This window comes from Variovorax sp. V118 (assembly GCF_041154445.1).
In the GTDB taxonomy this organism is placed as follows: Bacteria; Pseudomonadota; Gammaproteobacteria; order Burkholderiales; family Burkholderiaceae_C; genus Variovorax; species Variovorax boronicumulans.
Window position 1 is genome coordinate 1,460,396 of record NZ_AP028663.1, and the last position, 12,466, is coordinate 1,472,861.

The following is a 12,466-nucleotide window of genomic DNA, read 5'->3' on the forward strand; positions in this document are numbered from 1 at the left end:
TTCTGATGGATGTGAGGTTGTGAAATCTTGCGAAGATGAAGCTGCGTTTCGTCTCCGTGCAGCGCCGGTGGCTTCCTCCGAGGGCGGTTCACTGTAGGTGGACACCTCTCGGACGTTCCTCCCGAAACTACAAAGCACCTTTTCATCCCTTGATGCATGCCGCCGAGCCCTCGCTCCTAAACTGAGGAAAGCCATCTCGGCACCCCATTCAGGAGACATCGCCATGCAAACCTGGAAGCGCCTCGGCGGCTTTCTGCTCGGCCTCGTTCTCGCCGCCGGCGCGGCGCAGGCCCAGCAACCCCTTCGCATCGTCGTGCCCTTTGCGGCCGGCGGCGGCACCGACCAGTACGCACGGCTCCTGGCCGCTGAACTCACCAGGCGCGGCACCCAGACCATCGTCGACAACAAGCCAGGCGCCAGTGGCATCTTGGCAGCCGACAACGTTGCGCGTTCCAAGCCGGATGGCACCACGGTGCTCATGAGCTCGCTGAGCATCCTGGCCAGCAACACGGTGATGTACGACAAGCTGCCTTACGACCCGGTGAAGAGCTTCGCGCCGGTCACGCAGATCGCCTACCAGCCGACCATCATCGTGGGGCGTTCGGATCTGCCCTACAAGAACATCAAGGAAATGGTGGCTTATGCCAAGGCCCATCCGGACAAGATCAACCGTGGCTCGCCGGGCGCCTCCATCCTGACCAACCTGGCGCCGCTGGCCTTCGAGGGCATGGCCGGCATTCGCACGACGCACATTCCGTTCAATGGCGATTCGCCCGGCTTGCAGGCGCTGCTGGGCAGCCAGATCGACATTCAGGGGACCTCCATCACCGGCCCGTTGCAGCACATCAAGGCGGGCAAGATGCGTGTGCTGGGCGTCATGGACGCCAAGCGCCTGCCTCAGGTGCCCGATGCGCCCACGTTCAAGGAGCAGGGCTACGACATCGAGGCACTGCTGTGGTACGCGCTGTCCGCGCCAGCCGCCACGCCCACGGACACCATCGACAAGCTCAATCGTGCCGTCAACGAGGTGCTGGTCGATCGGGATTTCATCGCGCGTTCCCAGGCGATCGGCATGGAGCCGCGAGGCGGCACGCCGCAGGCGCTGGCCGCCTATGTGAAGGCCGAGACCGAGCGCTGGGTTCCATTGCTCCAGCGCCTGGATCTGCCCAAGCAGGGGCATTGAATGCGTCCGTCGTTCGATGACACGGTGGCCCTGGTCAGCGGGGCGAGCCAGGGCATCGGCTTCGCCATTGCGACCCGCCTGCTGGAGGCCGGCTGTCGCGTCGCGTTGACCGACATCGACGCCGACAAAACGCGCGAGGCCGCCGCGCGCACGGGCCATGCGGCGGACCGCGTGCGCCCGTACGCGCTGGACGTGCGCGACGCAGCGCAATGCGAGGCCGTGGTCGCCGACCTGCAGCAAGCCTGGGGCCCCGTGGGCGTGCTCGTGAACAACGCCGGTGTTAGTGGCCGCAGCGCCGCCTTCGAGGCGCAGGCGCTCTCGCAGGACATCGACCATGTGATGGCGGTGAACGTCAAGGGCGTGCTCAACCTGACGCTGGCATGCACCGAAGGCCTGCGCAAGACGCGCGGTGCCATCGTCAATGTGGCGTCCATCACCTCGCTCGTGGCGACCTCGGCCCACATGGCCTATGGCGCTTCGAAAGGGGCGGTCGGTCAGCTCACGAAATTCCTGGCGCGCGACTTCGGTCCGCATGGCGTGCGCGTCAATGCCGTTGCGCCGGGCCTGGTCATGACGCCGATGACCGCCCACATCGCGGACGACGCCGAGCGTCACGAGCGGATGGTGCGCCGCACATTCCTGCGTCGCGTGGGCGATCCGCAGGACATCGCGGGCCCCGTGGTGTTCCTGGCCTCGGAGCAGGCGCGCTACGTCACCGGAACCATCCTGCCGGTCGACGGCGGCTACACCGCCAACTGACAAATGCCGCGTGCCTGCGCCGCGCGGGGCAGGCGGCCGACGGCGATCGCCCGCGCCGGCCGCATCGAAGACAAGACCCGAGAACCATCGAATGAACCCAACTTTCATGCAACCCCTTGCAGGCGTGCGCGTGCTGGACCTGTCACGCGTCATGGCCGGCCCCCTGTGCGGCATGGCGCTGGCCGACCTGGGCGCCGACGTGATCAAGGTCGAACACCCCGAACGCGGCGACGACACGCGCGACTGGGGCGTGCGCATCGGCAGCCACAACACGTCCTACTTCAACAGCTGCAACCGCAACAAGCGCTCCATCTGCGTGGACCTGCAGGCCAAGGAGGGCCAGGACATCGTGCGCCAGCTCGCCGTGCAGAGCGACGTGGTCATCCAGAACTTCAAGTACGGCGGCGCGCAGAAGATGGGGCTGGGCTACGACGACCTGCGCAAGCTCAACCCGGAGCTCATCTACTGCTCGATCTCCGGCTACTCGGTGCTGAGCCAGGAAAAAGCGCGGCCGGGCTACGACCTCGTGATCCAGGGCGAGACCGGCTTGATGGCCATGAACGGCGAAGAAGGCCAGGGCCCGCTGAAGTTCGGCATTGCCGCGGTCGACATGTTCACCGGCATGTACTCGGCCCAGGCCATCCTGGCCGTGCTCTACGAACGCACGCGCACCGGTGAGGGCCGGCACATCCAGATGTCGCTGTACGACAGCGGGATGATGATCACCTCGTACTACGGGCTCACCGCCTGGCTCAACAAGGGCGACCCCGCCAAGTTCGGCAACTCGCACCCGTCGATCGTGCCCTACGGTGTGTTCGAGGCTGCTGATGGCCCGGTGGTGATCGCCGTCGGCAACAACGGCCAGTTCAGGAAGTTCTGCGACGAAGTGATTTTTTGCCCCGAGCTGCCGGTCGATCCGAAGTTCGCCACCAACACCGAACGCTCGAAGCACCGGCACGAGTTGCTGCCGCTGCTGCTCGCGAAGATCGGGCAGTTCTCGCGCGCCGATCTCATCGCACGCATGAACACGGCGGGCATTCCCTGCGGGGAGGTGCTCGGTCTCTACGACGCGCTGCAGTCCGACCGCACGGCGCAGACACAGGTCTGGCACCGCTTCGAAGACACGCAGGCGGGGCCGCAGGCCGTCCATGCGCCGCCTTACATCATCGACGGCGCACGCGCGGGCGTGCGCCACCACCCGCCGCACCTGGGGGAGCACACGGCCGAAGTGCTGCGTGAGCTGCTCGACATGGGCGACGGCCAACTTGAATCCCTGAGCCAAAGAAGCGTCATCAAATGAAATTGCATCGCATCCGAGAAACCGAACCCGCCGCCCCGCGCCGGCTCCTGCTGAAGTCGTGCCTCGCGGCCGGCGCAGCGCCCTGGCTGGCGTCGCTGTCCGCCGGCGCCAACGCGGCGAGCCGCTGGCCCGAAAAAACCGTTCGCATGGTCGTGGCCTTTCCGGCCGGCGGCCCGACCGATGCGACCGCGCGCCTGATCGCGCAGAAGCTGACCGGCGCGCTCGGCCAGCCCGTCATCGTGGACAACCGTCCCGGCGCCTCGGGGTCCATCGGCACCACGTCGCTGATCAAGTCGGCGCCCGATGGGTACACGGTGTCGATGTTCGGCATGCCCGCGCTGGTGGCGCCGATCGTCTACAGGAACAACCAGTACGACGTGCGCAAGGACTTCACCTGCGTGGCATCGGTCTACGACTTGCCGCTGGTCTTGATGATCAACCCGCTGGTGCTGCCGGGCGTGAACGATCTCAAGGGCTTCATCGCGGGCGCCAAGGCGCAGCCGGTCAACTACTCCACCGCGGGGTCGGGCAGCATCGGCCACCTGGCGATGGAGCAGCTCAAGGACATGGGCGGCTTTCCGATGCAGCACGTGGGCTACAAGGGCAGTGCGCCGGCCATCACCGACCTGCTGGGTGGGCAGATCGGCGCCATGTTCGTGGACCTGGTCGCGGCCATGCCGCACATCCGCAGCGGGCGGCTCAAGGCACTGGCGCTCGGCTCTGCCGATGCCCGGGCCTTCCTGCCCGAGGTGCCGTCCATCGCGCAGCAAGGCTTCGCTGGCTTCAATGTGAGCAGCTGGAGCGGCCTGATCGTGCCGAACGGCACGCCGGCCGCTGTGGTGACCCGGCTCGACTCGGAACTGCGCCGCATCCTGGCCGAAGCGGACACGAAGCGCGGGCTCGAAAACATCGGCGCGCTCAGCGCCTACCAGCCGCCGGAAGTCATGAAGCGGCGAATGGCCAGCGAGTTCGAGCGCTGGAACAAGGTGGCGTCGGAGAAGGACATCTCGATCTGATTTTGGGTTGGCACCCTCGGGTGCCGACGCCCTCGCAACAACGCCCCGGAACTCGGAGCCCTTTGAGGCTTGAGTTCCGGGGCGTTGTGCATGGGGCCCCGAGGATCAGTGCGATTGCTTCGGCAGATTCAAACTGCGCAAGATCGGAAGCCAGCGGTCCGCCTCGACCTTGATGAACCGGGCCAGCTCCTCGGGCGTGCCGCCGCGGGGCTCCATGCCGATGGCGCGGGCGCGGGCCACGAAGTCGGGGTCTGCGATCACCTGGTTCACGGCCTTGTTCAGCCGGTCGATCGCCGGCTTGGGCGTGCCGGTGGGAACCGAGAGGGAGTACCAGAGCGTGGCTTCCATGTCGAAGCCCTGTTCCTTGAACGTGGGGGCGTCGGGCACCTGCGGCAGGCGCTGTGCATCCATCACGCCGAGCACGCGCAACTTGCCCGATTTCACATAGGGCAGCGATCCCGTGATCGACGTACCGTGGATGTCGATCTGATTGCCCAGCAGCGCCTGCAGCGCGGGGGCGTCTCCGTTGAAAGGAATGTGCAAGGTGCTGAAGCCTTGTTCCTTTTCGAAAGCGATGGGTGCCAGGTTGGTCAGGATGGCCGCGCCGGGCGAACCGCGGTTGATCTTGCCGGGGTTCTGCTTGGCGTAGGCCACCATTTCCTTGATGTTCTTGTAGGGCAGGTCGGTGCGACCCACGACGATGGCGGGTTGGTAAGCGATCTGCGTGACGGGCGCGAAGTCCTTCACCGGGTCGTAGGGCAGCTTCTCGTAGAGCACGCTGTTGTTCGCGAGCGTGCCCAGCGACGACACGAGCACGGTCTGCCCATCCGGTTTGGCGCGGGCCACGTAGTCGGCGGCAAGGATGCCGCTGGCGCCGGGCTTGTTCTCGATGATGACGTTCAGCCCCTGCTTGCCGAGTTCCTGGGCCAGGATGCGGCAGTACTGGTCGGTGCCGCCGCCGGCCGCAAAGGGCACGACGAGGCGGGTCACCTGTTGCGCAAGGGCGAGGGCCGGGGCGAGCGCGCAGGCACCCAGCGCCAACCCCATGACGAGTTTTCGATAGCTCATTCTTGTCTCCTGTTCTGGTTCGAATCGAACGCTGGATTCAGTCTAGGGCGCAGCTCCCAGCGGTGATCTGCAAGGAATGAAAAGCAGCTTTGCGGGATGCGCCGACAGGGGCGCCAGCGCGCCCGCACACTTGCCCGATGACCGTGAAGATCACCCGGGTCGGGACGACCAAAGATCAACTGGGCGAGAGCCCCTGCTGGGATGCCGATGCACAGGCGCTGAACTGGATCGATGCGCTGGCCGGCACGCTGTGGCGGTTGAACCCCGAGGCCGGGCTGCCCGAGCCGCACCCGTTGCCCGCGCCCGTGGGCTCGATCGCGCCATGCCGCAGTCAGGCTGTCGTGGTGGCGCTGCGCCACACCTTTGCGCGCTATGACTTCGCCACGCGGACGCTGGAGCACCTGGCCCGCATTCCCGTGGACGATCCGAAGGTCCGCTTCAACGATGGCAAATGCGATCCGGCGGGCAACTTCCTGGCGGGCACCATGCACGTCGATCGCCAGGCCGGCGAGGCGGTGAAGGGCGGGCTCTACCGGCTGTGCCCCGACCTTGGCGTGGAGCACCTGGCCGACGACATCGGTTTTGCCAACGGGCCTTGCTTCAGCCCCGACGGCCGCGTGCTGTACCTGGCCGACAGCCTGGAGCGAACCATCTGGGTTTATGACTACGACCCGGATGGCCCCTTGCGCAACAAGCGCCTGTTTGCAAAGACGCACGCCTTCGACTCCGGGCCCGACGGGGCGACGGTCGATGCACAAGGGTTCCTCTGGACAGTGCTGACCCGCGCCGCCAAGCTGGCGCGCTATGCCCCGGACGGCACGCTGGAACGCCTCGTCGAGCTGCCGGTGAGCTACCCCACGAGCATCTGCTTCGGCGGGCCCCGCCTGGAGCACATGTACCTGACCACCATTTCACGCAGCGCACGGCTGGAGGGCGACAAGGCACAGGATGGCGGGCTGTTCCGGATCGAGGGGCTGCCGGCCACGGGGCGTCTGCCCCATCACTTCGCCGACGTCTAGCGGGTCTCGCTTCTGAGTGCGTCCGCCACGTAGTCCACGAAGGCACGCACCTTCAGCGGCAGCACGCGGCTCTGCCGGAAGACGGCGAAGACGCCGTTGGAAAACGCCCGCACGGCAAAGCGGTACTCGGGCAGCAGCCGCACCAGGGTGCCGTCGCGCAGGTCGTCGCGCACGGTGGCCTCCGAGAGCAGCGCCACGCCATGCCGCCGATGGCGGCCAGTCGCAGCAGCTCGCCGTTGTTGGCGCTGAGCACGCCCTGGATGGCCAGTTCCTGCTGCTCACCCGCCGGATCGATGTACTTCCAAGTGATGACCTCGCGCTCGCGCCGGTAGGTGAGGCAGCGCACCTGCGGCAGGTCGCTGGGGTGGCGGATGCGCGAGTAGGTCTTCACGAAGGCCGGGCTGGCCACCAGCACCTCGTCGCTGGACTGCAGCCGCTTGATGACGAAGCCTGAATCGTTGGACTCTCCGGTGCGGATGTCGACATCGAAGTCGTGTTCCACCAGGTTGATCGGATGCTCGGAGAGTTCGAGCTCGACGCGGATGTCCGGATAGAGCTCCGCGAAACGGGGCAGCAGCGGCGCGAGCACCCGCAGGCCGATGTGCGTGCGCGAATGCACGCGCAGGCGGCCCTCCGGCCGCTGGCGCGCGTTGTGCACGGCCTGCTCGGCCTCGCTCATGAGCTCCAGCATCGCCTCGGCCCGCTCCAGGAAGGCCTGGCCGGCTTCGGTCACTTTGAGGTTGCGGCTGGTGCGGTCCACCAGTTGCACGCCCAGTTCTTCTTCCAGCGCGCTGATGCGCCGCGAGATGGTCGCGGGCGAGAGGCTGAGGCTGCGGGCCGCGGCCGAGAGGCTGCCTTTGCGCTGGGTGGCGACAAAGATGCGCAGCGAGTCGAGGGCCTTCATTTCGAAAGACGCAAAGAAGCTGTGCGTTCGCTGGTGATCCACGCAGGCGTTGAGTTCCTACGATGGACCTCGATCAACACCAGCCAACCAGGAGCAACAGCGATGGATTTCGGAATCTTCATTTTGATGCAGCAGCGGAACAAGCATAAGACCTCCCACCAGATCCTGCGCGACGCCATCGAGCAGACGCGTCTGGCGGACGAACTGGGTTTCGGGGCCGCGTGGTACGCCGAGCACCACTTCAGCAACTACGGCATGTGCTCGTCGCCGTTGACCATGATCGCGCACTGCGCTGCGGTCACCCGCAACATCCGGCTGGGAACCGGCATTGTCGTCGCTCCGCTGTACACGCCGGCCCGCCTGATCGCCGATGTGGCCATGGTCGACCAGTTGTCGAACGGCCGCCTGAACCTGGGCATCGGCTCGGGCTACCAGCAGTTCGAGTTCGAGCGCTTCGGCGTGTCGCTCGAATCCGCGAAGGGTCGCACCTTCGAGATGCTCGACATGCTCGAGGCGGGCCTGCGGGAGCCCAAGTTCAGCTACGACGGCGCGTACTACCAGCAGCCGATGAGCGCCATCAGCCAGCGCGCGGTGCAGCGTCCCATGCCACCGATGTGGATCACCAGCGTCGACCCGGCCTTCCTGTCGCGCGCCGTGAAGTCCGACCACCACGTGTTCGTCTCCGGCGGCGATGGCGGCCTGGAGAAGCTGGCCAGCACCCGGGCGCTCATCGACAAGGTGGCCACGGCAGAGGGCAAGGACCCGGCCGGCGTGCAGGTCGGCCTGTTGCGCGCGGCCTATGCCAGCAACAACAAGGACGAGGTGGAAAGCTACCTCGAGTGCGCCCGCTACCAGCGCCGCATCGCCGTGAGCCTGAAGCGTCGCACCGCGCAGATCGCCGACGACTACCAGGTCGAGGAAGGGATCGTCGAGGGCGAGCCCACGCTCGACGAGATGCGCGCACTGCTGCCCGTGGGCGACATCGACACCGTGATCGAGCGCGTGATCAACGAAATCCGCACGCTCAAGCCGGTGCACTACTGCTTCCAGACGCAGATGGGCGATTTCGATCACGCCACGATGCTGCGCCAGCTCGAGGTCTGGGGCAAGGTCATCATTCCGACGGTGCAGCAGGAGATCGCCAACGATCCGCCGCATCGGCCCGCGGTCCAGAGCGAACTCGCTGCGGCCTGAGGCCGAGCGCCAGGAGACGCCATGTCCGAAGTCGCTGAAGAAGAAAGCACCCGCGGCGCCATCGAGCCTGCCCAGTTCCGTCAGCTGCTCGGGTGCTTTCCGACCGGCGTGGCGGTCATCACCACCTGCACGCCGGACGGCCAGCCAGCCGGCCTGACCTGCAACTCCTTCAGTTCGGTCTCGCTGGACCCGCCGCTGGTGCTGTTCAGCCTGCGCAATGCGAGCCGCTTGCTGGGCACGTTCCAGGCGGCGGACGGCTTTGTCATCAACATCCTCTCGGAGCAGCAGGATGCGCTGTCGGGCCGGTTCGCATCGAGCAAGATCGAGGACAAGTTCGAGGGCGTGCCGTGGCGCGCCGGCGCGCTGGGCATGCCGCTGATCGACGATTGCCTGGCGAGCTTCGAATGCCACGTGCATGCGGCCCACGAAGCCGGCGACCACACCATCTTCATCGGCGAGGTCCAGCACCTGAGCGCCGGGGCAGCCGACCAGGCGCTGGTGTTCTACAAGGGCGCTTACATGAAGCTGGCCGAGTCGCTGCGCAAGCTGGTCGTGGAAGGGCGGTTGGGAGATGCCGACATCGACGAGGCCTATCGCACGCTCTATGGCACGTTGCTGCGCCTGGCCAGCGAACGTGCCACCGAGGCCGAGCTGGACGCCGTGCATGAAGCCGCCGATGCCATCGAGGCCCACCCCGACGACGCGCCGCTCAAGGAGCGCATCGCCTCCGCCAGTGCGTTCTTCTCTTCGATCGCCACGGCCGGCCACAACGAAGCGCTCACGCTGATGGCGCAGACCATGACCAGCGTGCTGCGCGAGCGCATGACGCATGTGCTCTCGGTGCGCCCGCGGCCCGACCTGTTTCCGCTGCGCCGCAAGGTGGCGCACACCCTGCGCCAGCGCGACGCCGCCGGTGCCACCGCCGCCCTGGACGAGCTGATCACGCAGCTGCGCAAGGGTTGAGCCTTTCCGAAATTCCACAGGAGACAAGATGTCCATCGACTACGCCGGCTTCCGGCGCGAACTCGAATCGTTCGTGCGCAGCGCCTGCCCGCCAGAGATCCGCGACGTCGTCGCGGCCGGCCAGAAGATCACGAAGCGCGAATACCAGGCCTGGCAGAAGATCCTCAACGCCCAGGGCTGGGGTGCGCCGAGCTGGCCGCGCGAAGCCGGCGGCACGGGCTGGGACATCCGCCAGCGCCTCATCTTCGAGGAGGTGATGGCCGAGAACGACTGTCCGCCCCTGTATCACCATGGGCTGGGCCACATCGGGCCGGTGATCATCCGCTTCGGCACGCCCGAGCAGAAGGCGCGGTTCCTGCCGCGCATCCTGGACGGCTCGGACTGGTGGTGCCAGGGCTATTCGGAGCCCGGCTCGGGTTCCGACCTGGCCTCGCTGTCCACCAGTGCGCGCCTGGACGGCGACGAGTGGGTCGTCAACGGCCAGAAGATCTGGACCTCGCATGCCCACGAGGCCAGCATGATCTACATGCTCGTGCGCACGTCGAAGGAAGCGAAGAAGCAGGAAGGCATCTCGCTGCTGCTGGTGCCCATGGAAAACCCGGGCATCACCGTGCGTCCCATTCAGACCATCGACGGCTGGCATCACCTGAACGAGGTGTTCTTCGACGAGGTGCGCGTGCGCGCCGACAACCTCGTCGGCGAGGTCGGCAAGGGCTGGACCTGCGCCAAGTTCCTGCTCGAGCGTGAACGCCTTCCGCCGGCCAACGTGGCGCGGCTGGAACTCATGCGCCGCCAGGTCACGCAGCTGGTGGACGTGGCGAGCCGCGCCGCCGCAGGGTTGCGCGACTTCAGCGGCCTGCACCACAAGCTGCTGCTGTGCGAGGCCGACGTGAAGGGTGCGCGCGTGATGATGGCGCAGGCCACCGACGATCTGATCCACCAGCGCCCGCTGGGCGTGCAGCCCTCGGTCATCAAGATGACCTGCGCCGACGTCGCGCAGCGCCTGACGACCATCGCCCTCGATGCGGTCGGTCCCGATGCCGCGCATCGCTTTCTCGCCGAGGCGGGGGACGACGTGCCCGACGCCACCTGGATCCAGAACTACATGTTCACGCGCGCCCGCACCATCGCCGGCGGCACCTCCGAGGTGCAGCGCAACGTGGTCGCCAACGAACTCCTGGGAGCCTGAGCCATGTCCACATCTTTCCCGTCGCTCTTTCCCGGCATGCTGCTGGACGCGGCGAGCCGCTATGCCGAAGACCACATCGCCGTCGCGATCCAGGGCGACCCCGTGCGCGAACTGGGCTGGACGGCCACCCTCGTGCCCGAGGGGACCGGCGGTGTCGGCGGCAGCCTGAGCGATCTCGCTTCCATCGTGGAGGGGCTCGCCACGCACGGCCTTCAACTGCCGGTGGTCGAGACCTGCGCCGTGGTGCCGCTGTTGCTGCAGGCCGCGGGGGCCGACGCGGCCAAGCGCTGGCTGGAGGCCGTGGCCGAGGGCAGCGTGCAGATTGCGCCGCTGACCGCCTTGTCTTCCACGCCGGACGTCAACGCCGTCACAGCGAGGCACCTCGACATCGGCTACGAGTTGAGCGGCACGGTGCAGGGCGTCGACGCGACGCTGCCTGCCACGCATTACCTCGTGCCTGCGCAAGTCGATGGCGAGGACGCCATCTTCCTGGTCGATGCCGAACGTGTCGGCGCACCGAAGGCCCGCTACCGGACGATGGAGGGCCGCGTGGGCGCGGACTTCGTCCTGGCGCAACTGGCCGTGCCCGAGAGCGCATGCATCGCGCGCGGCGCCGCGGCACGCGACGCGCGCGCCAAGGCGACCGATGCCGCCTTGCTGCTCACGGCCGCCGACACGGTGGCTGCGCTGGCCACCCTCATCCGCCAGACCGTCACGCACCTGAAGGAGCGGCGCCAGTTCGGCGTGGCGCTCTCGAGCTTCCAGGTGCTGCGCCATCGCGTGGCCGACATGTACGTGAAGTACCTGGGCGCCAAGGGTCTGGTGATCCATTGCTTCCACGCCCATGAACAGAACGCGCCCGACCTGCGCCGCACCCTGCGCCTGGCCAAGGTGTCGCTGGCCGAGTCGGCGCGCGCCTGTGCGGAAGCGGCCATCCAGATGCACGGGGGCATGGGCGTGAGCGAAGAGGTGCTGGCCACGCGCACCGCGCAGCGCCTCATCGCCTCCGAGTTCCGCTACGGCGACCGGCTCCTGCATGTCGCCCAACTGCTGGCGCCACAGGCGTGTGCACCGCAAGTTTCTTTTTCCAACCAAACCGGGAGTGTGCGATGAGCATCAATCTGGAAGTTTCCGACTACATCGCCGTCGTCCGGCTCGACAAGCCGCCGGTCAACGCGCTGGACCGCGCCACGCGTCGCCGCCTGATCGAAATCTTCGATGAGGTCTCCGAGCGCTCCGACGTGCGCGTGGCGATTCTCACGGGCACCGGCAAGTTCTTCTGCTCCGGCGCGGACCTGAAGGACCGCCCCAATGCCGACAAGGCCGGTGACTTCCTGGACCACAACCGCTGGACGCGCGAGACGGGCAATGCCATCCGCGAATGCGCCAAGCCCGTGATCGCGGCCGTCAACGGCCCCGCGCTGGGCGCGGGCTTCGGGCTCATGGCCTCCTGCGACATTTTCCTGGCGAGCGAGGACGCCACCTTCGCCATGCCGGAGATCAACGTCGGACTCGCAGGCGGTGTCTCGATGCTGCGCACCATGGTCGGGCGGTCGTTCACGCGCCGCATGTTCTTCACCGGCATGAAGGTGCCGGCCGCCGAGCTGTACCGCCGCGGCGTGATCGACGAGGTGGTGCCCGCCGAACAGCTGATGCCGCTCGCGCTGGAGATCGCGCAGGAGATCGCCTCCAAGGCGCCGCTGGCCATCGCCTATGCCAAGCAGGCCGCCAACATGATGGACCTGATGCCGCAGCGCGACGGCTACCGCTTCGAGCAGAACTTCACCATGGCGCTGGCCCGCACCGAGGACGCGCAGGAAGCCCGCACGGCCTTCCTCGAGAAGCGCAAACCTGTCTACAAGGGGCGCTGA

General features: G+C 67.0%; 11 protein-coding genes and 1 pseudogene. 10 read left to right on the forward strand and 2 right to left on the reverse strand.

The features are described 5' to 3' along the window. Window positions 1–223: 223 nt before the first annotated feature. From ACAM52_RS06695 to ACAM52_RS06710, 4 genes are all read left to right on the forward strand, one after another. Window positions 224–1,183 (forward strand): Bug family tripartite tricarboxylate transporter substrate binding protein, encoded by a 960-nt coding sequence (locus ACAM52_RS06695; protein ID WP_369646481.1) that lies wholly within the window; start codon window positions 224–226, stop codon window positions 1,181–1,183. Next, a complete protein-coding gene (locus ACAM52_RS06700; protein WP_369646482.1) occupies window positions 1,184–1,942 on the forward strand; it encodes an SDR family NAD(P)-dependent oxidoreductase in 759 nt (252 codons plus the stop codon). 91 nt (window positions 1,943–2,033) lie between these two features. Continuing rightward, entirely contained in the window at window positions 2,034–3,242 is a 1,209-nt protein-coding gene (locus tag ACAM52_RS06705) for a CaiB/BaiF CoA transferase family protein (RefSeq protein WP_369646483.1), read from the forward strand. Continuing rightward, window positions 3,239–4,258, forward strand: coding sequence for a Bug family tripartite tricarboxylate transporter substrate binding protein (locus tag ACAM52_RS06710; RefSeq protein WP_369646484.1), 1,020 nt, complete (start codon window positions 3,239–3,241; stop codon window positions 4,256–4,258). Before ACAM52_RS06705 ends, ACAM52_RS06710 begins: the two co-directional genes overlap by 4 nt. Before the next feature lie 105 nt (window positions 4,259–4,363). On the opposite strand, the gene ACAM52_RS06715 is transcribed toward ACAM52_RS06710, so the two are convergent. Then, the gene (locus ACAM52_RS06715) at window positions 4,364–5,326 is read right to left on the reverse strand and encodes a Bug family tripartite tricarboxylate transporter substrate binding protein (RefSeq protein ID WP_369646485.1); all 963 of its coding nucleotides are present in this window, start codon (window positions 5,324–5,326) and stop codon (window positions 4,364–4,366) included. A gap of 137 nt (window positions 5,327–5,463) precedes the next feature. Between ACAM52_RS06715 and ACAM52_RS06720 the strand changes: the two genes are divergently transcribed. Then, entirely contained in the window at window positions 5,464–6,345 is an 882-nt protein-coding gene (locus ACAM52_RS06720) for an SMP-30/gluconolactonase/LRE family protein (protein ID WP_369646486.1), read from the forward strand. Here ACAM52_RS06720 and ACAM52_RS06725 read toward each other — a convergent pair. Beyond that, window positions 6,342–7,249 (reverse strand): annotated as a pseudogene (locus ACAM52_RS06725) (LysR family transcriptional regulator). The gene ACAM52_RS06720 and the pseudogene ACAM52_RS06725 overlap by 4 nt on opposite strands. Before the next feature lie 102 nt (window positions 7,250–7,351). On the opposite strand from ACAM52_RS06725, the gene ACAM52_RS06730 reads away from it, so the two are divergent. From ACAM52_RS06730 to ACAM52_RS06750, 5 genes are read left to right on the forward strand one after another with little or no spacing between them, the layout of a single operon-like run. Then, window positions 7,352–8,443, forward strand: a complete 1,092-nt coding sequence (locus tag ACAM52_RS06730; protein WP_369646487.1) for an LLM class flavin-dependent oxidoreductase — start codon at window positions 7,352–7,354, stop codon at window positions 8,441–8,443. Between the two features lie 21 nt (window positions 8,444–8,464). Next, complete coding sequence (locus ACAM52_RS06735) at window positions 8,465–9,406, forward strand: flavin reductase (RefSeq protein WP_369646488.1); 942 nt, start codon at window positions 8,465–8,467, stop codon at window positions 9,404–9,406. A gap of 28 nt (window positions 9,407–9,434) precedes the next feature. Continuing rightward, window positions 9,435–10,595, forward strand: a complete 1,161-nt coding sequence (locus tag ACAM52_RS06740) for an acyl-CoA dehydrogenase family protein (protein ID WP_369646489.1) — start codon at window positions 9,435–9,437, stop codon at window positions 10,593–10,595. Between the two features lie 3 nt (window positions 10,596–10,598). Continuing rightward, window positions 10,599–11,708 (forward strand): acyl-CoA dehydrogenase family protein, encoded by a 1,110-nt coding sequence (locus ACAM52_RS06745; RefSeq protein WP_369646490.1) that lies wholly within the window; start codon window positions 10,599–10,601, stop codon window positions 11,706–11,708. After that, entirely contained in the window at window positions 11,705–12,466 is a 762-nt protein-coding gene (locus ACAM52_RS06750) for an enoyl-CoA hydratase/isomerase family protein (protein ID WP_369646491.1), read from the forward strand. Before ACAM52_RS06745 ends, ACAM52_RS06750 begins: the two co-directional genes overlap by 4 nt.